Origin of the sequence: Pseudomonas sp. BF-R-24 (assembly GCF_019947335.1) — a bacterium.
Lineage (GTDB): Bacteria > Pseudomonadota > Gammaproteobacteria > Pseudomonadales > Pseudomonadaceae > Aquipseudomonas > Aquipseudomonas jessenii.
Map to the genome: position 1 here is coordinate 90,158 of NZ_JAGYGG010000011.1, position 24,697 is coordinate 114,854.

The 24,697-nt window shown below is 59.4% G+C and carries 24 protein-coding genes and 2 tRNA genes; 14 read left to right on the forward strand and 12 right to left on the reverse strand.

Features of this window, described 5'->3' with window-relative positions:
- Positions 1–3: 3 nt before the first annotated feature.
- On the forward strand, positions 4–957 hold the full coding sequence (locus KGA98_RS11525) for a hypothetical protein (protein ID WP_057716137.1): 954 nt from the start codon (positions 4–6) through the stop codon (positions 955–957).
- A gap of 98 nt (positions 958–1,055) precedes the next feature.
- Here the strand turns inward: KGA98_RS11525 and dinB are convergent, their stop codons facing one another.
- Positions 1,056–2,117, reverse strand: coding sequence for a DNA polymerase IV (dinB, locus tag KGA98_RS11530; RefSeq protein ID WP_057716138.1), 1,062 nt, complete (start codon positions 2,115–2,117; stop codon positions 1,056–1,058).
- 300 nt (positions 2,118–2,417) lie between these two features.
- Here dinB and KGA98_RS11535 point away from each other — a divergent pair.
- From KGA98_RS11535 to KGA98_RS11550, 4 genes are all read left to right on the forward strand, one after another.
- Positions 2,418–2,494: transfer RNA gene (locus tag KGA98_RS11535), tRNA-Met, on the forward strand.
- A 232-nt stretch (positions 2,495–2,726) separates the two neighbouring features.
- Positions 2,727–2,803: transfer RNA gene (locus KGA98_RS11540), tRNA-Met, on the forward strand.
- 279 nt (positions 2,804–3,082) lie between these two features.
- Complete coding sequence (mprF, locus tag KGA98_RS11545; RefSeq protein ID WP_090453509.1) at positions 3,083–5,725, forward strand: bifunctional lysylphosphatidylglycerol flippase/synthetase MprF; 2,643 nt, start codon at positions 3,083–3,085, stop codon at positions 5,723–5,725.
- Entirely contained in the window at positions 5,725–7,020 is a 1,296-nt protein-coding gene (locus tag KGA98_RS11550; protein WP_223502375.1) for a virulence factor family protein, read from the forward strand. The genes mprF and KGA98_RS11550 overlap by 1 nt, the downstream gene beginning before the upstream one ends.
- 178 nt (positions 7,021–7,198) lie before the next feature.
- Here KGA98_RS11550 and KGA98_RS11555 read toward each other — a convergent pair whose 3' ends face one another.
- Positions 7,199–9,100 carry a potassium transporter Kup gene (locus tag KGA98_RS11555; RefSeq protein ID WP_150812924.1) on the reverse strand — a complete coding sequence of 634 codons (1,902 nt, stop codon included), beginning with the start codon at positions 9,098–9,100 and terminating at the stop codon, positions 7,199–7,201.
- Between the two features lie 293 nt (positions 9,101–9,393).
- Between KGA98_RS11555 and rimO the strand changes: the two genes are divergently transcribed.
- The 6 genes from rimO to tsaA all read left to right on the forward strand — a co-directional run bounded on the left by rimO (position 9,394) and on the right by tsaA (position 14,634).
- Entirely contained in the window at positions 9,394–10,731 is a 1,338-nt protein-coding gene (rimO, locus tag KGA98_RS11560) for a 30S ribosomal protein S12 methylthiotransferase RimO (RefSeq protein ID WP_057716142.1), read from the forward strand.
- A 112-nt stretch (positions 10,732–10,843) separates the two neighbouring features.
- The gene (locus KGA98_RS11565; protein WP_150812923.1) at positions 10,844–11,317 is read left to right on the forward strand and encodes a GNAT family N-acetyltransferase; all 474 of its coding nucleotides are present in this window, start codon (positions 10,844–10,846) and stop codon (positions 11,315–11,317) included.
- Between the two features lie 190 nt (positions 11,318–11,507).
- Positions 11,508–12,218 carry an rRNA pseudouridine synthase gene (locus KGA98_RS11570; protein ID WP_057716144.1) on the forward strand — a complete coding sequence of 237 codons (711 nt, stop codon included), beginning with the start codon at positions 11,508–11,510 and terminating at the stop codon, positions 12,216–12,218.
- 75 nt (positions 12,219–12,293) lie between these two features.
- Positions 12,294–12,764 carry a DUF1456 family protein gene (locus KGA98_RS11575; protein ID WP_046041186.1) on the forward strand — a complete coding sequence of 157 codons (471 nt, stop codon included), beginning with the start codon at positions 12,294–12,296 and terminating at the stop codon, positions 12,762–12,764.
- Between the two features lie 215 nt (positions 12,765–12,979).
- Entirely contained in the window at positions 12,980–13,750 is a 771-nt protein-coding gene (locus KGA98_RS11580; RefSeq protein ID WP_223502376.1) for an SDR family oxidoreductase, read from the forward strand.
- Between the two features lie 185 nt (positions 13,751–13,935).
- Complete coding sequence (tsaA, locus tag KGA98_RS11585) at positions 13,936–14,634, forward strand: tRNA (N6-threonylcarbamoyladenosine(37)-N6)-methyltransferase TrmO (protein ID WP_090453501.1); 699 nt, start codon at positions 13,936–13,938, stop codon at positions 14,632–14,634.
- 183 nt (positions 14,635–14,817) lie between these two features.
- On the opposite strand, the gene fpr is transcribed toward tsaA, so the two are convergent.
- Positions 14,818–15,597, reverse strand: coding sequence for a ferredoxin-NADP reductase (fpr, locus tag KGA98_RS11590; RefSeq protein WP_008054100.1), 780 nt, complete (start codon positions 15,595–15,597; stop codon positions 14,818–14,820).
- 147 nt (positions 15,598–15,744) lie between these two features.
- Here fpr and KGA98_RS11595 point away from each other — a divergent pair, with 147 nt between their 5' ends.
- Positions 15,745–16,671, forward strand: coding sequence for a LysR family transcriptional regulator (locus tag KGA98_RS11595; RefSeq protein ID WP_043302480.1), 927 nt, complete (start codon positions 15,745–15,747; stop codon positions 16,669–16,671).
- On the opposite strand, the gene KGA98_RS11600 is transcribed toward KGA98_RS11595, so the two are convergent.
- The 3 genes from KGA98_RS11600 to KGA98_RS11610 all read right to left on the reverse strand — a co-directional run bounded on the left by KGA98_RS11600 (position 16,668) and on the right by KGA98_RS11610 (position 18,733).
- Positions 16,668–17,030, reverse strand: a complete 363-nt coding sequence (locus KGA98_RS11600) for a diacylglycerol kinase (RefSeq protein WP_057716147.1) — start codon at positions 17,028–17,030, stop codon at positions 16,668–16,670. The genes KGA98_RS11595 and KGA98_RS11600 overlap by 4 nt on opposite strands.
- A gap of 75 nt (positions 17,031–17,105) precedes the next feature.
- Complete coding sequence (erdR, locus tag KGA98_RS11605; RefSeq protein ID WP_057716148.1) at positions 17,106–17,756, reverse strand: response regulator transcription factor ErdR; 651 nt, start codon at positions 17,754–17,756, stop codon at positions 17,106–17,108.
- A gap of 218 nt (positions 17,757–17,974) precedes the next feature.
- Positions 17,975–18,733 carry a tRNA-uridine aminocarboxypropyltransferase gene (locus tag KGA98_RS11610; RefSeq protein ID WP_223502377.1) on the reverse strand — a complete coding sequence of 253 codons (759 nt, stop codon included), beginning with the start codon at positions 18,731–18,733 and terminating at the stop codon, positions 17,975–17,977.
- Between the two features lie 189 nt (positions 18,734–18,922).
- Between KGA98_RS11610 and KGA98_RS11615 the strand changes: the two genes are divergently transcribed.
- Positions 18,923–19,345 carry a PA3611 family quorum-sensing-regulated virulence factor gene (locus KGA98_RS11615; protein WP_057716150.1) on the forward strand — a complete coding sequence of 141 codons (423 nt, stop codon included), beginning with the start codon at positions 18,923–18,925 and terminating at the stop codon, positions 19,343–19,345.
- Here KGA98_RS11615 and KGA98_RS11620 read toward each other — a convergent pair whose 3' ends face one another.
- Positions 19,346–19,540: a hypothetical protein gene (locus KGA98_RS11620; RefSeq protein ID WP_057716151.1), complete on the reverse strand. Its 195-nt coding sequence runs from the start codon at positions 19,538–19,540 to the stop codon at positions 19,346–19,348.
- 481 nt (positions 19,541–20,021) lie between these two features.
- Here KGA98_RS11620 and KGA98_RS11625 point away from each other — a divergent pair, with 481 nt between their 5' ends.
- Positions 20,022–21,140: a TIGR00730 family Rossman fold protein gene (locus tag KGA98_RS11625; protein ID WP_223502378.1), complete on the forward strand. Its 1,119-nt coding sequence runs from the start codon at positions 20,022–20,024 to the stop codon at positions 21,138–21,140.
- Positions 21,141–21,185: 45 nt separating this feature from the next.
- Here the strand turns inward: KGA98_RS11625 and recX are convergent, their stop codons facing one another.
- From recX to KGA98_RS11650, 5 genes are all read right to left on the reverse strand, one after another.
- On the reverse strand, positions 21,186–21,653 hold the full coding sequence (gene recX, locus KGA98_RS11630) for a recombination regulator RecX (RefSeq protein ID WP_056720921.1): 468 nt from the start codon (positions 21,651–21,653) through the stop codon (positions 21,186–21,188).
- A gap of 8 nt (positions 21,654–21,661) precedes the next feature.
- The gene (recA, locus tag KGA98_RS11635; protein WP_007996915.1) at positions 21,662–22,720 is read right to left on the reverse strand and encodes a recombinase RecA; all 1,059 of its coding nucleotides are present in this window, start codon (positions 22,718–22,720) and stop codon (positions 21,662–21,664) included.
- A gap of 83 nt (positions 22,721–22,803) precedes the next feature.
- Positions 22,804–23,304: a CinA family protein gene (locus KGA98_RS11640; protein ID WP_057716659.1), complete on the reverse strand. Its 501-nt coding sequence runs from the start codon at positions 23,302–23,304 to the stop codon at positions 22,804–22,806.
- A 118-nt stretch (positions 23,305–23,422) separates the two neighbouring features.
- Entirely contained in the window at positions 23,423–23,764 is a 342-nt protein-coding gene (locus KGA98_RS11645; RefSeq protein WP_150812918.1) for a phage holin family protein, read from the reverse strand.
- Between the two features lie 172 nt (positions 23,765–23,936).
- Positions 23,937–24,671, reverse strand: coding sequence for a helix-turn-helix transcriptional regulator (locus KGA98_RS11650; RefSeq protein ID WP_150812917.1), 735 nt, complete (start codon positions 24,669–24,671; stop codon positions 23,937–23,939).
- Positions 24,672–24,697: the final 26 nt, after the last annotated feature.

The following is a 24,697-nucleotide window of genomic DNA, read 5'->3' on the forward strand; positions in this document are numbered from 1 at the left end:
GTCATGTTCAAGCGAAACACCTTAGGCCTCGGTGGTGCCGCCTTGTGCGGCGCCCTGCTGGTCAGCGGCTGTGCCAATCAAATGTCACAACGCAGCGAGCACGAGGAACGTGTCGAGCGCAAATTGCTCGATCACAGCCTGCAGATCGATGTCGGTGAGCCCAAGGTGCTTGAGCTTCCGCAACGGCGGGTGAAAATCCACGAGCAGAAGACTTTCGAAGTCACCGAATACGAAGTTACGCGTCACTACGACCGCTATACGCCGTACCAACCCTGGCGGGAGATTTACGAAATCCCGCTGGGCGCGGTGGCCGTGGTAGCGGGTGTCGGTGCCAACGTGGTCAATGTGTTCGCCCTCGGCAATTTGCCGGACAGCGTGACCAAGGACTGGCTGAGCTACGGTTTCGCCGGGCTCAACCCGTTCATGAACGTGCAGTCCCACGGTCGCGCGCAGCAGAACCTGGCCGGTATTGATGAAGTCCAGCGCGACAAGCGCACGGAGTACTCAAGCCTGCCCTGGAGCGAGCGCCCGGTCGAGGTCAAGGCCGGCAAGGAAACCTTCGAACTGACCACCGACAAAAACGGCGTGTTGCGCCTGAATCTGTTGGACAACCCGTTCGCTGAACATGACATCAATCACCTGAGCCGGTTGCTGATTCGTGTCGAGGATGCCAAGGACGACGTACACACCGACTCCTCGCTAGCCGTCAGCAGCACCTTGCGCAGCAAGCTCTATGAGGCCCATGGGCTGATTTATGACGATCTCGAGGGCGACGAAGTCAATCAGTGGGTCCACCGGGTCAAGCGCCTGTCGGAGCTGGGTCTTGAAGAGGAAGCCAGTGAACTGGAACAGAGCCTGATCGAACTGACACGCAATGATCCCGAATTGCAGACTGAGTTCCTGAAGTCACTGGCCCGCAATGGCGAGCGACTGGTAGCGAATCCGGGGCTGAACTAAACGCGAGCAGGCTCGCTCCCACATAGGATTTCAGGTGTTCACAAATCCAATGTGGGAGCGGGCTTGCTCGCGAAGGGGCCCGCACATTCACCACAAAACTACCGCTCAAACAACTCCATCTGCTCGAACCCGCCCCGCAAGTCCTCCAGCCGCACCCCGACACCCAACAACCGCACCGGCTTACCGCCGCGATTGAAGGCCTGGGTCAGCATCAACTGATAACTGCCCAGATCCCGCCCTGCCCCGGCCTGCTCCAATGTAGTCTGGGTGAAGTCGTGGAACTTCACTTTGACGAATGGCTTGCCCGGACGATAGCTGCTGTCGATCCGCGCCATGCGACCGGCCAGGGTCTCCAGCAGCTCGGGCAACTTGTCCAGGCAGCTCTTCAGGTCCGGCAGGTCAACGTCGTAGGTATTTTCAACGCTGATCGACTGACGACGACTGTCGTTGTGCACCACACGGTCGTCGATCCCACGGGCCAGGCTCCAGAGTCGCTCGCCAAAGCTGCCGAACTCACGCACCAGCGCCAACTTGTCCCACTCGCGCAATTGCAGGCAATCGGTGATACCCAGCTTGCCGAGCTTGTCGGCGGTGACTTTGCCGACCCCGTGCAATTTGCTCACCGGCAAACCACTGACAAAGTCCTCGACCTGGTCCGGTGTGATGACAAACAGGCCGTTGGGCTTTTTCCAGTCACTGGCAATCTTGGCCAGAAACTTGTTCGGCGCCACACCCGCCGACACGGTGATATGCAACTGGTTGGAGACCCGGCGCCGGATGTCCTGGGCGATTCGCGTTGCACTGCCTGCAAAATGCGCGCTGTCCGACACATCGAGGTACGCTTCATCGAGCGAGAGCGGCTCGATGATCTCGGTGTAATCGCGAAAGATTGCATGAATTTCCCTGGACGCTTCTCTATAGGCATCCATGCGTGGCTTGACGATGGTCAGGTCCGGGCACAGCTTCAAGGCATGCCCGGAGGACATCGCCGAACGCACCCCGTACGCTCGCGCCTCATAATTGCAGGTGGCGATCACCCCGCGCCGGTCCGCCGACCCACCTACCGCCAGTGGTTTACCGGCCAGGCGTGGGTCGTCGCGCATTTCGATGGCTGCATAGAAGCAGTCACAATCGACGTGGATGATCTTGCGTTGGGTCATAGCAAAGCTGTGTTCATGGCAAGGAAAAGGCGTCATGGCGTGCCGGACAAACAGTATCTCACCGACACCTGTATATAGCACCAGTAGTCTGAATGTTCTTTTCCAATTGTAGGAAGAGTCGATTGTGAATTTATTTTTTCAATCGAAAAAATACTTTCAATAGACTCGCAGGCCTTGTCCTGCCTGCCTCACAGACCGGTCGAACTCCCCTTTTGAACGCTAAGCGATTGAACGGGAAGAGGTTTTATCGGAATTGGAGGTTGACACCCGAGCGCATCTCTATAGAATGAGCCACACAGACGCGGGATGGAGCAGTCTGGTAGCTCGTCGGGCTCATAACCCGAAGGTCGTCGGTTCAAATCCGGCTCCCGCAACCAAACATCAAAAAAGGCTACTCGAAAGAGTGGCCTTTTTTGTGCGTGTTCGTTTTGTAGCACCGAACGCAGGAACAAGGCCTGGACGCTCAACGAAACCGAAACCGGAAATCGTTCTGATTCCGAAACTTAGGCCATCCCTGCGACCGTTTGCCGCGATTCAACATTTATTTGACCTGCTTCAGGATTAACGGTTGACACCCCGGCGCATCTCTATAGAATGCCGCCACACAGACGCGGGATGGAGCAGTCTGGTAGCTCGTCGGGCTCATAACCCGAAGGTCGTCGGTTCAAATCCGGCTCCCGCAACCAAACATCAAAAAAGGCTACTCGAAAGAGTGGCCTTTTTTGTATCTGTTGAAAAAGTCCTTTCGCAACAATGACCTGTCACTGTGTAGCAAGCCGCTTGGGGATCACCCATGCGCCGGGTTCAGACTATGCTCTATCACAGGCTGAAGCCTCCGCGACTGATACCGCGCCATCCCTGTTGCCGGGTGATAGGCGTTAAAATTTGTGATTATTTTTTTCTACAGGGATTGGTAACTTGGCTGGATACCTCCATCCTGTCGCGCACGATCCAAGAGGTGATTGATGCGCGCCAACTCGTCTGATTCACAAGACACTGTCACAGCGACACAACCGATCAATGCCGAGCGCCTGCGCCTGCTTGATCGTTTGAGCAAATACCGTCAACCCATTGGCCTGGCGGTCACCCTGCTGCTGTTCGCGATCGCGCTGATTGCCTGTCGCCACCTGTTGAGCGAACTCGACCTTAACGCCCTGCACGACTCGATCCTCGACGTTCCGAAACCTGCCTTGATGGGCGCACTGGCTGCAACTGTGGTGGGCTTCATCATTCTGCTCGGCTACGAATGGTCAGCCAGCCGCTATGCCGGGGCGAGCCTGGCACCGCGCACCCTGGCCCTGGGCGGTTTCACGGCCTTTGCCATCGGCAACGCCATCGGTCTTTCAATGTTGTCGGGAGGCTCGGTTCGCTATCGCCTCTATGCCCGTCATGGCCTGGGAGCGGCAGAAGTCGCCCGCATGACTTTGTTCGCCAGCCTCTCGCTGGGTTGCGCCCTGCCACCGCTGGCTGCCCTGGCGACGCTCAGCGACCTGCCAGCGGCGTCCTCCGCCCTGGGACTCTCCGAGACGTTGCTGGGCGTGGTGGCGACTGCCGTGCTCGTGCTGTTTTCAGTGCTGGCCATCGGTATCTACCGTCGACGGCTGCCGGAACAGCCTTACCCGGACAACCTGCTGGTCAGGATCGGGCGCCGCACCTTGCGTCTGCCCGGGCGTCGCCTGACCTTCCTGCAATTGGTCATCACCGCCCTGGACGTAGCCGCCGCCGCGACCGTGCTCTATCTGCTGCTGCCGGAAACACCACCCTTCGGTGCGTTCCTTCTGGTTTACCTGCTGGCGCTGGCTGCCGGCGTGCTCAGCCATGTGCCGGGCGGTGTCGGGGTGTTCGAGGCCATTTTGCTGGCGGCGTTTTCCGACACCCTGGGTGCTGCGCCACTGGCGGCCGCCCTGCTGCTCTATCGCTTGATCTACGTGGTCCTGCCCTTGCTGGTGGCCTGCCTGTTGCTGCTGATCAACGAAGGCCAGCGCCTGTTCCAGACACGCCAGACGTTGCGCGCTGCCTCGGGTCTGGCGGCTCCGATACTGGCGGTGCTGGTGTTCCTGTCCGGTGTTGTCCTGCTGTTCTCCGGCGTCACTCCGGAAATCGATACGCGCCTGGAACACATCGGTTTTCTGATCCCCCATCGACTGGTCGATGCTTCGCACTTTGGCGCCAGCCTGGTCGGCGTGCTTTGCCTGTTGCTGGCCCAGGGGCTGCGTCGCCGGCTGTCGGCCGCGTGGATGCTGACCACCATTCTGTTACTGGTCGGCGCCCTGCTCTCGCTGCTCAAAGGCTTCGACTGGGAAGAAGCCAGCCTGATGGTGCTGACGGCGAGCCTGCTCGGGGTATTCCGCCGCTCGTTCTATCGCCCCAGCCGCCTGACCGAAGTACCGTTCTCGCCGCTGTACCTGGTGGCCAGCCTGTGCGTGCTCGGCGCCTCGATCTGGTTGCTGCTGTTCGCCTATCAGGACGTTCCGTACAGCCACCAGCTCTGGTGGCAGTTCACTCTGGACGCCGATGCCCCTCGCGGCCTGCGCTCGCTGCTCGGGGCTGCCGTGCTGCTGGTGGTGGTGTCCCTGACCTGGCTGCTGCGCACCGCGCGTCCGGTCATTCACCTGCCCACACCCGACGAACTGGAGCGCGCCAGCAAGATCCTCATGGCATCGGCCCAACCGGATGGCGGCCTGGCCCTGACCGGCGACAAGGCGCTGCTGTTCCACCCCAACGACGAGGCGTTCCTGATGTACGCCCGTCGCGGTCGCAGCCTGGTGGCGTTGTATGACCCGATCGGCCCGGGCCAGCAACGGGCGGAAATGATCTGGCAGTTCCGCGACCTTTGCGACATCCACCACGCCCGCCCCGTGTTCTATCAAGTGCGTGCAGAGAACCTGCCGTACTACATGGACATCGGCCTGACCGCGATCAAGCTCGGCGAAGAAGCCCGGGTCGACCTCAAGCGTTTTGATCTCGAAGCCAAGGGCAAAGAGATGAAGGACCTGCGCTACACCTGGAACCGTGGCACCCGCGACGGCCTGTCCCTGGAAATCCATGAACCCGGCCAGGCGCCGATGGATGAGCTCAAGGTAATTTCCGATGCCTGGCTGACCGGCAAGAACGTCCGGGAGAAAGGTTTTTCACTGGGTCGCTTCAGCGATGACTACCTCAAGCATTTTCGCATCGCGGTGATTCGTTTCGAAGGACGCCCGGTGGCGTTCGCCAACCTGCTCGAGACCTACGGCCATGACCTGGCCAGCCTCGACCTGATGCGCGCGCACCCGGATGCTCCGAAGCTGACCATGGAGTTCATGATGGTCGGCCTGATTCAACATTATAAAAATCATGGATACGCGCGTTTCAGCCTGGGCATGGTGCCGTTGTCGGGGTTGCAACCCCGTCGAGGCGCACCCTTGACCCAGCGCCTTGGCTCGATGGTATTCCGCCGTGGTGAGCAGCTGTACAACTTCCAGGGCTTGCGCCGCTTCAAAGACAAGTTCCAGCCTGATTGGGAACCCCGTTATATGGCCGTGCCCGCCGGACTCGATCCGCTGGTTGCGCTGGCCGACACCGCTGCCCTGATCGCGGGTGGCTTGACCGGATTGGTGAAACGCTGATGATTCAACGCTCCTTGCGGTATGTATTGGGCACACTGGTGATAGTGGCCCTGATTCTCGGTGGCGGTTTCTGGTACCTGAAACGCCCGGCACCGGAGCCGACCCTCGAATTGCTGACCCCGGCCGATGGTGCGGCGATGACCCGTGTCATCCCCGGCACAACGCCACGCGCCCAGGTGCTGGTGGCGGTCAACGAAGACCAGAAACTCAGCGACAAGCAATTGATGACCCTGAGCCGCAGTGGCGCGGCGCAAATTGTCCAGGTGATCCTGCCCAAGGATTGCCTGCTGCAAAGCCGCGCCCTGCAATCAGGCCTGCGCGAACTCAAAGGCCCGGCGACCCTGGTCAGCGGCATCGGCCCTGGCGCCGTGCTGGCCTGGCGCTGGTTGTCCGAGCAAAAGGACGACAAGGCCCAGGCCGTCTCGGTCGACCTGGCCCTGGAAAAGGGCGGCTGCACTCACCTGCTGCCCAAAAGCGCGGCCCACGGTCACTGGCTGGTCGCGTGGAACGACAACCCGGACGACACCAGTGCCGGTTTCGTGCGTGATCAACCGAACGCCGAAACCAGCATCAGCGACTACGACATCAACCTGCCACAAGTGCTGAACAACGAACTGCGCAAGATCCTCGTCGGTGGCGACAAAGCCGCTGGCGGCCTGCAGATCCCAGTGGTCGAAGTGCCAGCGGGCCAGGCCAGTGACACCGTGACCCTGTTCCTGTCCGGCGACGGTGGCTGGCGCGACCTCGACCGCGACGTGGCGGGCGAGATGGCCAAGATCGGCTACCCGGTGGTCGGCATCGACACCCTGCGCTACTACTGGCAGCACAAGAGCCCGGAGCAAAGCGCGCTGGACCTGGCGGAACTGATGCAACACTACCGGCAGAAATGGGGCACCAAGCGCTTCATCCTGACCGGCTATTCGTTCGGCGCCGACGTACTGCCGGCGATCTACAACCGCCTGGCCGAATCGGAACAGCAACGCGTCGACGCGATCATCCTGCTGGCCTTCGCCCGTACCGGCAGCTTCGAGATCGAAGTCGAAGGCTGGCTCGGCAACGCCGGCAAGGAAGCCGCCACCGGCCCGGAAATGGCCCGGCTGCCAGCCGCCAAAGTGGTGTGCATCTACGGCGAAGAAGAAACCGACGAGAGTGGCTGCACCGACAAGACGGCGGTGGGCGAAGCCATCAAGCTGCCTGGCGGCCACCACTTCGACGAGAACTACCCGGCGCTGGCCAAGCGCCTGGTGGATGTGATCGAGAAGCGTCAAGCCAAAGAAGCAGAAGCTCAAGAGTGATCTGAGCCCCACAAAAAAGCCCCCGCTGCCGCAAGGTAACGGGGGCTTTTTCATTCAACACCACAACACACTGTAGGAGCGAGCTTGCTCGCGATGGACGTCAACGATGACGCGAAAATCCTGAATAAACGCGGTGCATTTGAGACCATCGCGAGCAGGCTCGCTCCTACAGGAAGGTTTACATTTCGACCTGCGTCCCCAGCTCAATCACCCGGTTCAGCGGCAGATTGAAGAAACGCAAATTGCCGTTGGCGTTCTGCAACATGAACGCGAACAGCGCCTCGCGCCAGCGCGACATGCCTTCGAGCTTGGAGGCGATGACCGTTTCGCGGCTGAGGAAGTACGTGGTGCGCATGGGGCTGAAGTCCAGCTCTTCGAGATGACACAGCTTCAGCGCCTGCGGTACGTCCGGCTCATCGGTGAAGCCGAAATGCAGGATGACCCGGAAGAACCCTTCGCCATAGGAGTCGACCTCGAAGCGCCGATTCGGCGGCACCCGCGGGATGTCTTCGTACACTACCGTCAGCAGCACCACTTGCTCGTGCAGTACCTGGTTATGCAGCAGGTTGTGCAACAGCGCGTGGGGCACGGCATCCGGCCGTGCCGTCAGGAACACGGCGGTGCCCTGAACACGATGGGGTGGTTGTACGGCAATACTGCTGATGAAGATCGGCAGCGGCAATCCACCCTCATCGATACGCTCGACGAGCAACTGCTTGCCGCGCTTCCAGGTGGTCATCAGCACAAACAGCGCGAAACCCGCGATCACCGGGAATGCACCGCCCTGAACGATTTTCGGCACGTTGGCGGCGAAGTACAGACCATCGACCAACATGAAGCCGAACAATATCGGAACCGCGAAGATTGGCGGCCACTTCCACAGCAGCAGCATCACCGCCGACACCAGGATGGTGGTCATCAGCATGGTGCCCGTCACTGCCACGCCATAGGCCGAGGCCAGGGCGCCGGAGGATTCGAAACCGATCACCAGCAGGATCACGCCGACCATCAACGCCCAGTTCACCGCACCGATGTAGATCTGGCCCTGTTCGGCACTGGAAGTGTGTCGGATGTGCATGCGCGGAATGTAACCGAGCTGGATCGCCTGGCGGGTCAGGGAGAACGCACCGGAAATCACCGCTTGCGAGGCAATCACCGTGGCCAGGGTCGACAGGCCGACCAGCGGGATCAACGCCCAGCTCGGCGCCAGCAGGTAGAAGGGGTTACGGGCCGCTTCCGGATCACCTAGCAGCAGCGCGCCCTGGCCGAAGTAGTTCAGCACCAGCGCCGGCAGTACAAGGATGAACCACGCACGTGCGATCGGCTTGCGGCCGAAGTGGCCCATGTCTGCGTACAGCGCTTCGGCACCGGTCAATGCCAGCACCACGGCGCCGAGAATCGTCACGCCCATGCCCGGATGGACCATGAAGAAACGTACGCCCCACATCGGGTTCATCGCTTCCAGGACTTCCGGATGCTGGCTGATGCCATAGACGCCCAATGCACCCAGCACGAGGAACCAGGTGACCATGATCGGCCCGAACAGAATGCCGATGCGCGCCGTGCCGTGACGCTGGATCAGAAACAGCGCGACCAGCACCACCAGCGACAGCGGCACGACCCAATGGTCGATACCTTCGAACGCCAGCCCCAGGCCTTCAATCGCCGACAGTACGGAGATCGCCGGGGTGATCATGCTGTCGCCATAGAACAATGCCGCGCCGATCAGTCCGCAGACCACCAGCAACATGCGCAATTTGGCATGCCCCGCCGCCGCCCGCCGGGCCAGTGCGGTCAAGGCCATGATCCCGCCTTCGCCCTGGTTGTCGGCGCGCAGCACGAACATCATGTACTTGATCGACACGACCCAGATCAGCGACCAGAAAATGAGCGCAAGAATCCCCAGCACCCCGTCATGGTTGACCGGCACGCCATAGCCTCCGGAAAACACTTCTTTGAGGGTGTACAACGGACTGGTGCCGATATCGCCATAAACCACCCCGACTGCCGCGACCAGCATGCCGATCGGCTTCACCGCCGAATGCTCGGCATCGGTAGCCTGACTACTTGCCTGACCCATCCACCACTCCTACTTCTCAGACCCGGGCTTCTTTGAAAGAAGCACTATGCTTTGTCGTGCAGCATGCGCTGTTTTACTTCACGTTACAGACGTTTTGTTGACAGTAAAAAATCTGTAAGGCGTAACGGCGCGAAGCATAGCGCAGCACTCGTCGTATTTCCCCGCATAAAGCTGGTCAAGTGAACGACTCATCGCTAGAATTGCGCACTTTTTGATCAGAGGCGCAGTTCAAGCGCCCGTCCGTCGGTTTTGCCCTGCCCGGCAAACGGCGTCACAAAATACCGAGGTTAGACATGTCCACCACTCCTGCGCCGGCCAATCCAAAGGTTGGCTTCGTATCCCTGGGTTGCCCCAAAGCACTGGTCGACTCCGAGCGCATCCTTACCCAGCTGCGCATGGAAGGCTATGACGTGGTGTCCACCTACCAGGACGCCGATGTCGTGGTAGTCAACACTTGCGGCTTCATCGATTCGGCCAAGGCCGAGTCCCTGGAAGTGATTGGCGAAGCCATCAAGGAAAACGGCAAGGTCATCGTGACCGGCTGCATGGGCGTCGAAGAAGGCAACATTCGCAACGTACACCCGAGCGTGCTGGCGGTGACCGGCCCGCAGCAGTACGAGCAAGTGGTCAATGCCGTGCACGAAGTCGTGCCGCCGCGCCAGGACCACAACCCGCTGATCGACCTGGTGCCGCCACAAGGCATCAAGCTGACCCCGCGCCACTACGCCTACCTGAAGATTTCCGAAGGCTGCAACCACAGCTGCAGCTTCTGCATCATCCCGTCGATGCGCGGCAAACTGGTCAGCCGCCCGGTGGGTGATGTGCTCGACGAGGCCCAGCGCCTGGTCAAGTCCGGCGTCAAAGAGCTGTTGGTGATCTCCCAGGACACCAGCGCCTACGGCGTCGACGTGAAATACCGCACCGGTTTCTGGAACGGCGCGCCGGTGAAAACCCGCATGACCGAACTCTGCGAAGCCCTGAGCACCCTCGGCGTCTGGGTTCGCCTGCACTACGTTTACCCGTACCCGCACGTTGACGAGCTGATCCCGCTGATGGCCGCCGGCAAGATCCTGCCGTACCTGGACATCCCGTTCCAGCACGCCAGCCCGAAAGTGCTCAAGTCGATGAAACGCCCGGCCTTCGAAGACAAGACCCTGGCGCGGATCAAGAACTGGCGCGAAATCTGCCCGGACCTGATCATCCGTTCGACCTTCATCGTCGGCTTCCCGGGCGAGACCGAAGAAGACTTCCAGTACCTGCTGAACTGGCTGACCGAAGCCCAGCTCGACCGCGTCGGCTGCTTCCAGTACTCGCCGGTTGAAGGCGCACCGGCCAATGACCTGGACCTGGAAGTCGTCCCGGACGACATCAAGCAGGACCGCTGGGAGCGCTTCATGGCGCACCAGCAGGCCATCAGCTCGGCGCGTCTGCAAATGCGCATCGGCCGTGAGATCGAAGTGCTGGTCGATGAAGTCGACGAGCAAGGCGCGGTCGGCCGCTGCTTCTTCGATGCCCCGGAAATCGACGGCAACGTTTTCATCGACAACGGCAGCAACCTCAAGCCGGGCGACAAGGTCTGGTGCAAAGTGACCGACGCCGACGAATACGATCTGTGGGCTGAACAGATCTAAACGCAAAAAATACGCAAAGCCCCGCTCTCTTGACGAGATGCGGGGCTTTTTTACGGCTATCGTTTGCACATGGAAGGATTCCTATCAACCACTGCATAAGAGGCAGACGGGCATGCGTCAGCATTCGGTCATCCACACGCCGAAACTCGGCGACTACGAAGAATTGACCCGGGTCTGGGAGGCCTCGGTACGCGCCACCCACGACTTTCTGCCAGACAGCTACATCGAACTGCTGAAGAACCTGGTGCTGACCCGCTACCTCGATGCGGTGATGCTGATCTGCACCAAGGATTCGAACCAGCGCATCACCGGGTTCGCCGGCGTCGCGGCCGGCAAGATCGAAATGCTCTTCATCGACCCCGACCATCGCGGCCAGGGCCTGGGCAAGAAATTGTTGCACTATGCCCTGGAACACCTGAACGCCGACGAACTGGACGTCAACGAACAGAACCCGCAAGCCCTCGGCTTTTACTTCAAGCAAGGCTTCGAGGTCATCGGTCGCTCGGAGGTCGATGGCATGGGCCAGCCGTATCCGTTGTTGCACATGCGTTTGCGTCAGGACCAGCAAAAATCACGGCATGGATGACACAACACAGATCAAATGTGGGAGCGGGCTTGCTCGCGAAGGCGGTGTGTCAGCCAACATACATGTTGAGGCTGATGGCCCTTTCGCGAGCAAGCCCGCTCCCACAAAAAGCCTCACTGCGTAAATGGAACCGGGATTAACCGGCGCCAGGCAGGTACAATGCCCACCCCCTTTTTGTTACGGCCCTGACATGACTGACCCGATTCGTCTCTCCAAACGCCTCATCGAACTCGTCGGCTGTTCCCGTCGGGAGGCTGAGCTGTTCATCGAGGGCGGCTGGGTCACCGTCGACGGTGTGGTCATCGACGAGCCGCAATTCAAGGTCGACACCCAGAAGGTCGAGCTTGATCCAGAAGCCAAGGCCACCGCACCGGAACCGGTGACCCTGCTGCTCAATGTGCCCGCAGGCATGGACGCAGACACCGCCTTGGCCACCCTCGGCGCCGAGACCCTGAGCGAAGAGCACCGCTACGGCAAGCGCCCGTTGCGCGGGCACTTCCTGCGCCTGACCGCCAGCACCGACCTGCAGGCCAACGCCAGCGGGCTGCTGGTGTTCACCCAGGACTGGAAAATCCTGCGCAAACTCACCGCCGACTCCAGCAAGATCGAGCAAGAGTATGTGGTCGAGGTTGAAGGCGAGATGGTGGCCCACGGCCTGAACCGCCTGAACCACGGCCTGACCTACAAGGGCAAGGAGTTGCCGGCGGTCAAGGCCAGCTGGCAGAACGAGAACCGTCTGCGCTTTGCCATGAAGAACCCGCAGCCGGGCATCATCGCCCTGCTCTGCCAGGCGGTCGGCCTCAAGGTCGTCGGTATCCGCCGCATTCGCATCGGCGGCGTGTCCATCGGCAAAGTGCCGGTGGGGCAATGGCGCTATCTGTCCGGCAAAGAGAAGTTCTAAGGCTTTTCTCGCCGCCATCCATTTCGGCGCCGCGCCTGGCCGCGACGCCCACAGCTGAATATCAGGACTGCACACATGATTCATAACGACGTACTGCGCAGCGTGCGCTACATGCTCGACATCAGCGACAAGAAAGTCATCGAGATCATCAAGCTCGGCGGCCTGGACGTGACCCTGCCGGACCTGTTGACCTACCTCGACAAGAAAGAGGAAGACGAGGAAGGTTTCGTACGCTGCCCGGACGAAGTCATGGCGCACTTCCTCGACGGCCTGGTGATCTTCAAGCGCGGCAAGGACGAAAGCCGCCCGCCGCAGCCGATCGAAGTGCCGGTGACCAATAACATCATCCTGAAAAAGCTGCGGGTGGCGTTCGAGCTGAAAGAAGACGACATGCACGCGATCCTCAAGGCTGCCGAGTTTCCGGTGTCCAAGCCTGAACTGAGCGCACTGTTCCGCAAGTTCGGTCACACCAACTATCGCCCGTGCGGCGACCAGTTGCTGCGCAATTTCCTCAAGGGCCTGACCCTGCGAGTGCGTCCGCAGTAAGCTCGAGACACATCTGTTTTCTGTAGGAGCTGGCTTGCCAGCGATGGTCGCAAACGATAATGCGTGCTGACTGGATGAACGCGGCGGTCTCTCATCCTTCGCTGGCAAGCCAGCTCCTACAGGACCGAATGCCTCCCTATTCCGCGCAAAAATAGTGGCTCCGCTTCTGGCGGCTGACGACTAGGGTGTAAAGACCTCAGTTCTCAGGATTCGCCATGCATCCCTACTTTTCCCTGCAAGGCCGCACCGCCCTGGTGACCGGCGGCACCCGTGGTATCGGCAAGATGATCGCCAAGGCCTACGTCGAGGCGGGCGCTACCGTATACGTCTGCGCCCGCGACGTCGAAGCCTGCCAGCAAACCGCTGACGAACTCGGTGCACTTGGCCGCTGCCGCGCCATCGCGGCGAACCTCGCCACCGAAGAGGGCGTCCTGCAACTGGCCACGCGCCTGGGCGAGCAGCTCACTCATCTGGACATCCTGGTGAACAATGCCGGCACCACCTGGGGCGCACCGTTGGAGAGCTACCCGATCAAAGGCTGGGAAAAAGTCATGCAGCTCAACGTGACGTCGGTGTTCAACTGCATCCAGCAGTTCCTGCCCCTGCTGCGCAAGGCCGGTTCCGAAGCGAATCCGGCGCGGATCATCAACATAGGATCGGTGGCAGGGATTTCCTCCTTCGGCGAGCAGGCGTATGCCTACGGGCCGAGCAAGGCTGCGTTGCACCAACTGTCGAGGATTCTGGCGCGCGAACTGGTGAGCCAGCACATCAACGTCAACGTGATCGCCCCGGGGCGGTTTCCGAGCAAGATGACCCAGCACATCGGCAATGATGAACAGGCGCTGGCGCAGGATACGGCATTGATCCCGATGAAGCGTTGGGGCCGCGAGGAAGAGATGGCGGCGCTGGCGATCAGTTTGGCAAGTACTGCCGGAGCCTATATGACCGGAAACATTATTCCTTTGGATGGCGGGTTCAGCCTGTAGATCGGCGGTGCGGCCTTCGCGAGCAAGCCCGCTCCCACATTGGTCCTGAGTTGTTCACATATTTGTGTTTCAACCCGTTCAAATGTGGGAGCGGGCTTGCTCGCGAAAGGGCCGGCACTGCCACCACTGAACACAGGTCGATCGGGTTATCATGCCCGCCTCTTCCCCCGTCTCGACCTCAAACCATGACCTACAGCGTTTCCCCCATCGGCTTCGTGCGCTCCTGTTTCAAGGAGAAGTTCGCCATTCCGCGCCAACCGCAACTGGCCCCGGCTGCCCGTGGCGTGCTGGAACTGGTGGCTCCGTTCGATCAAGGGGACGCGGTACAAGGCCTGGAGCAGGTCAGCCACGTGTGGCTGCTGTTCCTGTTCCACCAGGCCCTGGAAGAAAAACCTCGCTTGAAGGTCCGCCCACCGCGCCTCGGCGGCAACAAGTCCATGGGCGTGTTCGCCACCCGCGCCACCCACCGCCCCAATGGCATCGGTCAATCCGTGGTCAAGCTGGACAAGATCGAAGCCAATCGCCTGTGGATATCCGGTATTGACTTGCTGGACGGCACGCCGATTCTCGACATAAAACCCTACGTGCCTTACGCCGACATCATCGATACAGCCACCAACAGCATCGCCAGCGCTGCGCCGCTGTTGATTCCCGTGCAGTGGACGGACGCAGCGCTGCAACAGGCTCACGAGCACGCTCAGCGCCTTGAGGAGCCTTTGGTTGAGTTGATCGAGCAATGCCTGGCGCAAGATCCACGCCCGGCCTATCAAATACCTGCACCCGAGCGGGAATACGGCGCGCAGTTCTGGGATCTGGATGTGCGTTGGCATTACCCGACACCGGAGCTGATCCGCGTCCTGGAAGTCATTCCCGCGCGGGTCTGAACTCCGGAAACGAAAAAGCCCGCATGACCTTCTCAGGTCATGCGGGCTTTTTAGATGCGCTGCAAATCTTCTGTAGGAGCGAGCATGCTCGCGAAAAACCTGAGGACGCCGCGGGGTATCAAGCTTCCCGCGTTATCGTTAACGACCATCGCGAGCCAGCTCGCTCCTACAGGTGACCTGCGGTCACTTCTCGACGAACGCTCGCTCGATCAGGTAATCACCCGGCTCGCGCATCCGCGGCGAAACCTTCAGGCCGAAGCTGTTCAGCACTTCACTGGTCTCGTCGAGCATGCTCGGGCTGCCGCACAGCATGGCGCGGTCGTCCTGCGGGTTGATCGGTGGCAGACCGATGTCGCTGAACAGCTTGCCGCTGCGCATCAGGTCGGTCAGGCGACCTTCGTTCTCGAACGGTTCACGGGTCACGGTCGGGTAGTAGATCAACTTGTCACGCAGCGCGTCACCGAAGAACTCGTTCTGCGGCAGGTGCTCGGTGATGAACTCGCGGTAAGCGACTTCGTTGACGTAACGAACGCCGTGGCACAGGATCACTTTTTCGAAGCGCTCGTAGGTTTCCGGGTCCTGGATGACGCTCATGAACGGCGCCAGACCGGTGCCGGTGCTGAGCAGGTACAAATGTTTGCCAGGCTTGAGGTCATCCAGTACCAGCGTGCCGGTAGGCTTCTTGCTGATGATGATCTCGTCGCCTTCCTTCAGATGCTGTAACTGCGAAGTCAGCGGACCATCAGGCACCTTGATGCTGAAAAACTCGAGATGCTCTTCCCAGTTCGGGCTGGCAATCGAGTAAGCGCGCATAAGCGGGCGGCCGTTGGGCTGTTGCAGGCCGATCATCACGAACTGACCGTTCTCGAAGCGCAGACCCGGATCACGGGTGCACTTGAAGCTGAACAGAGTGTCGTTCCAGTGGTGAACACTGAGGACACGCTCGTGGTTCATGTTGCTCATGTACGTGGGACTCCTGGAGATTGGTCTGCGCGTGTTCGGCGCCTGCTCTGCAAAAAAGCCGGCTCTGCGCAATTGCATCGCATTCTAAAGGCAGAGACAATATCTGTTAAATGGATTATTAAGATAAGGGTTATCGGTTATATCGATATGCGATTTACTCTCCGTCAACTTCAAGTATTCGTCGCCGTCGCCCAGCAGGAAAGTGTGTCCCGTGCCGCGGGTCTGCTCAACCTCTCGCAATCGGCGGCGAGCACCTCGATCACCGAACTGGAGCGCCAGTGCAGCTGCCAGTTGTTCGACCGTGCCGGCAAACGGTTGAGCCTGAACGCCCTTGGTAAACAACTGTTGCCACAAGCGGTGGCGCTGCTGGACCAGGCCAAGGAAATCGAGGACCTGCTCAATGGCAAATCCGGTTTCGGCTCGCTGGCCGTGGGTGCAACCCTGACCATCGGCAATTACCTGGCCACATTGTTGATCGGCAGCTTCATGCAGCGCCACCCGGAAAGCCAGGTGAAGCTGCATGTGCAGAACACTGCCAATATCGTGCAGCAAGTGGCCCACTATGAAATTGATCTGGGTCTAATCGAAGGCGACTGCAGTCATCCGGACATCGAAGTACAAAGCTGGGTCGAGGACGAACTGGTGGTGTTTTGCGCCCCTCAGCATCCGTTGGCCAAGCGCGGCACGGCCACCATGGAGGAGTTGAGCCACGAAGCCTGGATCCTGCGCGAACAGGGCTCGGGCACGCGGTTGACCTTCGATCAAGCCATGCGCCATCACCGCACTTCGTTAAACATCCGGCTCGAGCTTGAGCACACCGAAGCGATCAAACGCGCGGTGGAGTCTGGTTTGGGGATTGGCTGCATTTCCAGGCTGGCTTTGCGCGACGCATTTCGCCGCGGCAGCCTGGTGCCTGTCGAGACGCCGGATCTGGATCTGGCGCGACAGTTTTATTTCATCTGGCATAAACAGAAATATCAGACCTCGGCGATGCGCGAGTTCCTCGATCTGTGCCGCGCCTTCACCGCCGGGGTTCAGCGCAGCGACGAGATCGTGCTGCCGACGATCGCCTAGAGCAGAATCACCGCCCACACCAGGGCAATCATGCTCAATGCCACGGCTTGGGCGGCACTGCCCATGTCCTTGGCATTCTTGGACAGCGGGTGCCGCTCAAGGGAAATGCGGTCGATGGCCGCTTCCACGGCCGAGTTGAGCAACTCGACGATCAACGCCAACAGGCATACCGCGATCAACAACGCCTGTTCGACCCGGCTGACATTCAGGAAGAACGACAAAGGAATCAGGATGACGTTGAGCAATACCAATTGCCGAAAGGCAGCTTCACCGGTGAAGGCTGCGCGCAGGCCGTCCAGCGAATAACCGGAAGCATTGAGAATACGTTTCAGGCCGGTCTGGCCTTTGAAAGGTGACATAGAGTGGGCAACTGGCAAAAAAGAAGTGGGAAAGCTAGTTCAACCAAAGTCAAAAAAGCGTGAATTTGCCAGCCTTTAATGGCTGGAAATTGACTCAAGTTGTTGCAAGAGCAGCGCGGCCTGGGTCCGGGTCCGCACATTCAGTTTACGGAAAATCGCGGTCACGTGCGCCTTGATAGTCGCCTCGGAAACACTCAGCTCGTAGGCGATCTGCTTGTTCAGCAAGCCTTCGCAGACCATGGTCAGCACCCGGAATTGTTGCGGGGTGAGGCTGGCAAGCCCTTCGCTGGCCGCCTTGGCTTCATCCGAGACGCTGACCGCTTCGAACGCCTGTGGCGGCCAGAACACGTCGCCATCGAGGACCGCCCGCACGGCTTTCTGGATCACACTCAAGTCGCTGGATTTGGGAATGAAGCCACTGGCGCCGAATTCACGAGACTTGACCATGATGGTCGCCTCTTCCTGGGCCGAGACCATGACCACCGGAATCTGCGGGTACTGCCCCCGCAGCAGGACCAGCCCGGAAAAACCGTAGGCCCCCGGCATGTTCAGGTCCAGCAGCACCAGATCCCAGTCGGACTTTTCCGTCAGGCGGGCTTCCAGTTCGGCGATGCTCGCCACTTCCACCAGACGGACATCCGGGCCAAGGCCCAGGGTCAGCGCTTGATGCAAGGCACTACGAAAAAGTGGGTGGTCATCGGCAATCAGGATTTCGTATGTGGCCATTTTTCAAATGATCCTGTTTTTCATGGGACGCCCGATGCATTCGGACCTCGCCAAAGCACCTCAAGGCACAGCCACGGAGCTGCACTGACAAGGCACGCTCAGCGCAAAAAACGGCGCCGAAAACTCCGGCCGCACCCTAATCGGCGCCAAGCATGCCCAGCGAAGCCGGGGTGGTCAAGCAGCATGGCCGGTACACTTTATTGCAGTATGCGCGACAATCAGTCCATCAATGGGGTGACCACCTGAACATAGGGCATCAATTCGGCGTGCGCTGGGGTCGAAACGTTCATGTCCAACTGATGTTTGGCATCGAGGTAATGCTGGCTGAACACATCGAAGTAGGCATCCAGCGCCGATGCCGCGGCGACATCACCTGCAAGGTCGAGGCATAGCGCCGCCACTTCCGCCGTGCACAGATGCTCGCTGCGGGTCGAGCGGCGCAACCGGTAGCGGGAGAGTTTCTCTGGCAACAGGCTGAGGATCGGCAGTCGGTCGAAATAGGGGCTCTTGCGAAAGATCTTTCGCGCTTCAGTCCAGGTCGCATCCAACAGAATGAAAAGCGGGCGCTTCGTGCCATCGACGTCCACGCTGTTTGTCACGCGCTCAGGTTCGACGTACTCACCCGGAAACACCAGGAAAGGCTGCCATTGCGGGTCGGACAACAGCGCCAGCAACTTCGGATCAACCTCGGTACGGGACCAGATGAAGGCATGGTTGTCAGGCACCACGTCGGCAATCAGCCAACCGGTGTTGCTCGGTTTGAACACCTCCTTGTTGGTCATGATCAGGCACACGCCGGAGCGGGTAGCGACCTGCGGACGCCATGCACACAGACAGTGACTCTCGATCACCCGGCAGTCACGGCAGCGCGGCGCACGCCAGCCGCGGGCCTGAATCGGCTTGATGCCCTCCTCTTCGCGCTGATCGCGCAAGCGGGCTACGGCATTCAAGGCAAAGCGCGCGGGGGTATGACTCATCGCGGGCAACGCCCACAGAGAAGGGAAATCGACACGAAAAACACTCGACAGGGTAAAAAGTGCCAGCAGTTTACCAGACCGCCCGGCGCAAGCCTGTACCGTCCAGCTAGCCTCCCCTATAATTCGCCGCCACTGAACGCACAGTCACGTGACGGGTCAAACCCCGCATCACTGAACCAGGAGAGTTTCATGCTGCGCCTTATCGTTCCTACCGCGGCCATTTTGCTGGCGTCGTCCTTCAACGCCCAGGCTGCGTCCTTGAAAGACACGGAACTGAACAAAATGCTGCAAAACGTCGCCACCCAAAGCAGCGTCGGCACTCCTCGAGCGATCAACGAAGACATTCTCGATCAAGGCTACACCGTTGACGGCAAACAGCTGATCAACCATCTGAGCGTGCAGAGCAGCCACGCCGACAAGATGCGCGCAGATCCAAAAGCGGTTTACTTCCAGTTGGGAGCCTCAGTCTGCCGAAACGAAGGGTTTCGCAAGCTGATGGCCAAGGGCGCGATCATGCGTTACGACTTCACTGAGGTGAAGACCAACCGCCCGGTCGGTTCCGCAAGCTTCCAGGAATCGGACTGCCTGCAACCTGCCAAGAAGAAAAAGTAATCACCTGGAGTTGGCGCGCCGTTGTTCATCTTCGGCGCGCAGTTCCGCCAGCAGCGCCTGCAAATAATGCGAACGACGCTCGCCACCGCGCAAACGTCGGCAGCACTCCTCTTCGAGACTCAAATGATGGGTCTCGGCCGATGACTTCAGCAATCGATACAGTTGCGTATCGATCTCCAGAACGACTCTGGCCATGGTTTCCCGCCTCCTTGCACTTCACTCATGTTTGAGCAAAAAATCCTTGAACCACTTGTATTGCGCGCCTTGCCGTTGACGCAAAGTTGTCGTGTCGCACCTGTAACTTAGTAAATCAGAGTGCAGCACACGCGACGTGCGTTCAGACGAGCGGTGAAAGCACCTTGCAAATCGTCAATAAGCGGTTGCCAGGAAAGACTTTGAGGCGCAATGATCAAGGCAGCGCAAATCACTGTGAAGGTCTAGATTTCAGGGTATCCACTTTCACTTTTTCAGGCCTGGAAAGGGGCTGGCCGTCGCTTGTCGTGTTATGCGAACGTTTCTTTCATCCAAGGGAAAACAGAACCTGTTTGGATGATCCGATGCCTTTCGGGTCAAGTAGGTCGCCCAGGCATGGGCCTGGGCAGACAGCGACACATGAAGTGTCGTGGCACCGACGTACATTGTCGGGCCGAGGGTTCTGTGCAGAAGGAGAAGTTGAATGCCTTACCAACCGAACGATCTCCTGAGCCGTCATTTTGAAGAAAGCGGCCACGACCTTATCAGCAAGGTCGAAGAACAACTCAAGCTGATTTCACCCAACAGCCCGAACATCCCGATCTACCGCGACATGATCCTGACCGTGCTGCGCATGGCCCAGGAAGACCACAACCGCTGGAATGCCAAAATCACCCTGCAAGCCCTGCGCGAACTGGAGCAGGCTTTCCGCGTGCTGGAACAATTCAAGGGGCGGCGCAAGGTCACTGTATTCGGCTCGGCCCGAACCCCCATGGAACATCCGCTCTACAGCATGGCCCGGGAACTCGGCGCCGCTCTGGCGCGCTCGGACATGATGGTCATTACCGGCGCCGGTGGCGGCATCATGGCCGCCGCCCATGAGGGCGCCGGCCTGACACACAGCCTGGGGTTCAACATCACCCTTCCCTTCGAGCAGCATGCCAACCCCACCGTCGACGGCACGACCAACCTGCTGCCCTTTCACTTCTTCTTCACCCGCAAGCTGTTCTTCGTCAAGGAAGCCGACGCCCTGGTACTGTGCCCGGGTGGCTTCGGTACGCTGGATGAGGCGCTGGAAGTACTGACACTGATCCAGACCGGCAAGAGCCCATTGGTACCCGTGGTGCTGCTCGACTCGCCGGACGGCAAATTCTGGCAAGGCGCACTGGACTTCATTCACCAGCAACTGGAAGAAAACCACTACATCCTGCCCACTGACATGAAACTGGTGAAACTGGTCTACAACGTCGAAGAAGCGGTAGAGCACATCAACCAGTTCTACAGCAACTTCCACTCCAGTCGCTGGCTCAAGCATCAGTTCCTGATTCGCATGAATCACACACTCAGCGACCACGCACTCGAACACATGCAGGCGGCATTCGCCGACCTGTGCCTGAGCGATCATTTCCATCAGCACGCTTACAGCGGTGAAGAACACAACGAAGCCGAATTCAGCCATCTGGCGCGGCTGGTCTTCAACTTCAATGCCCGCAATCATGGTCGCCTGCGCGAACTTGTGGACTACATCAACCTGCCGGAAAACTGGGCACAATCAAAACCCCAGGTACAACAACGCACGCGGGAGCCGTCAAAGGTTTCGTGAGGCATAAAAAAACGGCCCGCTATCTAAATAGCGGGCCGTTTCAGTTCAATCGTCCATCCCTCGACCGCTGAACAGGCGGTTGATCATTTCCATGGAGTATCCCCGATACGCCAGGAACCTGCCTTGTTTGGCTCGCTCCCGAGCATCTGCCGGCAATTGCCCGGAGAACTTGCGTCGCCAGGTATCGATCAATTGCTCCTGCCAATCGATACCGCTCTCACGCAGGGCGAGTTCAATATCGGTGCGCTGCAGGCCACGCTGGCCCAACTCTTCACGAATGCGTAAAGGGCCATAACCGGAGCGGGCGCGGTAGGAAACGAAACTTTCCAGGTAACGGGTTTCGGACAACAACCCCTCTTCCGTCAACCGGTCGAGTGCTGTTTCGATCATTTCAGGGAGGGCGCCGCGCTGACGCAGTTTACGCGTCAGCTCGACACGACCGTGCTCGCGTCGTGCGAGCAGGTCCATTGCGGTTCGCCGCACCGCGACGAGTGTATCGAGTACGGCGGTCATCGCTTCGATCAGATATCAGCGTCAGCCAGGTCGTCTTCGGTCTCTTTGACCGCAGAAGCTTTGGCGTCCGCAACCGATGCAGGCGACAGCAGCTTGTCACGCAGTTGCTTCTCCAGCTTTGCCGCGACTTCCGGATTGTCTGCCAGGAACTTGGCCGAGTTGGCCTTGCCCTGACCGATCTTGGTGCCTTCATAGGCATACCAGGCACCGGACTTCTCGACGAAACCGTGCAGAACACCCAGGTCGATCATCTCACCGTTGAGGTAGATGCCCTTGCCGTAAAGAATCTGGAACTCGGCCTGACGGAACGGCGAAGCCACCTTGTTCTTCACAACCTTGACGCGGGTTTCGCTACCGACGACTTCATCACCTTCTTTCACCGCACCCGTACGACGGATGTCCAGACGAACAGATGCGTAGAACTTCAGTGCGTTACCACCGGTGGTGGTTTCCGGGCTACCGAACATCACACCGATTTTCATACGGATCTGGTTGATGAAGATCACCAAGCAGTTGGCGTTCTTGATGTTACCGGTGATTTTACGCAGTGCCTGGGACATCAGACGGGCTTGCAGGCCCACGTGCATGTCACCCATTTCGCCTTCGATTTCAGCCTTTGGCACCAGGGCGGCCACGGAGTCGACGATGATCACGTCAACCGCGTTGGAACGCACCAGCATGTCGGTGATTTCCAGGGCCTGCTCGCCGGTGTCCGGCTGGGAAACCAGCAGGTCGTCGACGTTGACGCCCAGCTTGCCGGCGTACTCAGGGTCGAGGGCGTGTTCGGCGTCGACGAATGCACAGGTCGCGCCGGCTTTTTGAGCCTGGGCGATCACGGACAAGGTCAGCGTGGTTTTACCGGAAGATTCAGGACCGTAAATTTCAACAATACGGCCTTTTGGCAGACCGCCAATGCCGAGAGCGATGTCCAGCCCCAGAGAGCCAGTGGAAATGGCCGGGATCGCCTGACGGTCCTGATCGCCCATACGCATTACGGCACCCTTGCCGAATTGACGTTCGATCTGACCCAGGGCCGCAGCCAAGGCTTTCTTCTTGTTGTCGTCCATTAAAGTCCTCACGTAATCAATAAGGCCTGACGGCCAACACCTGTATAAGTAGCCAGTATTATTCCACAGCGTTTCCGGATCGCCTACCCCTGATTTGAGATTTCTGCCGCGGCATAGCGCAGCAGCCCCTCTAGCGCGGCCTTCACCGTTTGTCGGCGGACGTCATCGCGATTACCCGGGAAGTGCTGCCGCTCGCAGAACACCTGATCTCCGACGCCCCAGGCCAGCCACACCGTGCCAACCGGTTTGTTCGCCGTTCCGCCATCCGGCCCGGCGATGCCACTGACCGCCACGGAGAAATACGCGCTATTTTTCTCCTGCGCCCCCCGGACCATCGCCTCGACCACCTCGCGGCTGACCGCGCCCACGGTGGTGAACAACTCCACCGGGACATTCAGTTGCAGGGTTTTCTGTCGGTTGGAGTAAGTGACATAACCGGCCTCGAACCAGGCCGAACTCCCGGGGATACGGGTGATTGCCTCGGCGATGCCTCCGCCGGTGCAGGACTCCGCCGTGGTGACGTGGGCATTGAGAACCTGCAGGCGTCTGCCGAGTTCGGCGGCGAGCTGGGTGATTTCGTTCACGGTCATCTCCTGATCGGGCGGGATGAGGTTAACCGTACACGAGCAGACCGCACTTGCAAGCGACAGGAACGATCAAAATGTAAAGAACCGGAGGCTCTGGAAAAGGCCTGTCGGAGAATCAATCCTCCACGTCACCGGAGGGGGTATGGCCGATACCCATGCGCTTGGCCAGCCAACGCTCATACAACCCCAGAACGACGTCTGTCCCGGCCATCGCCGCTAAACAACCACCCGCACAAGCAGCCCAGATGGAAACATTGGCAGCGTGCAGCAGCATGATGACCGAAGCGCCGCAGATCATGCTGGATCCAGACCGCAGGCTCAGGCGCCGGACAAGGGACCAGCCACGAACACCCTCTTTTTCGGCACGCCACATTTCACCGGTAACGCCACCAAGTATTGGCAGACTGATGACCAGCCACAGAGGCATGTCCAGCAACGCATATTGCTCAGCGGTCATTTCATGCCTCCTTGAGTGAGTGTTCACAGCGCATTCTTAAAAGTCAGGCAGCAACACTATGCACTTATGCATAAACAGTCAATGCACAAACGCATGATCAAAGGATGTCCAATGCTTTCGGCACACGAAAAAAACCCGCTCGGGAAGCGGGTTTTATCTAAACGGATGAGTGTTAGCGGGCGTACATACCCCACCAGAAGACATGTCCGAGGATAACAATCGGCTCCTCCTGGATCTCCTGAAAGGTGTAATCCTCGTCCGGATGCTCGTCACGGTTGAAGCTGCGCAGGCGAATCCCGGTCGGCAGGCGATAGAGTTGCTTCACCCGCAATTGGCCGTTGTGATTGATTGCATAAAGGTCGCCGTCAACGATATCGCCAATGCCGCACTTGCCGGCATTGACCCCGACCGTGGCGCCGTCGCGCAGCACCGGCAACATGCTGTTGCCCCGCACTGTCACGCATTTGGCCTGGTCGAACTGCACGCCGTTATGGCGCAGGCTCCGTTTGCCGAAGCGCAGGCTAGAGCGCTCGCTCTCCTCGATAACGAATCTTCCCGATCCCGCAGCCAATTCAACCTCGCGAAGAAAGGGGACCGACACCTCGTCGTCATCGACAGGGGTATCGTCGTCCCACAGACTTATATCCTTGAGTTCCGAATGCACAGGAGCACGCCCGGCATTGGCGGCAGACGAGACGTCCGCGCGGCCACGCAACTGGTCGGTGCTCAAGGCGAAATACTCGGCAATCTTCGAAATATGTTTATCCGAAGGATCGACGATCTTCCCGCTGAGAATGCGCGAGAGCGTGGATTGAGGCACGCCGGTGCGACGGTGAAGCTCCGTGGGGGAGATCCCGTGCTGATCGAGCAATGCCCTTAATACAGTAGATACGTTGCGCTTTTGCATAACGCGCATAGTGCTTGCACTTTTCG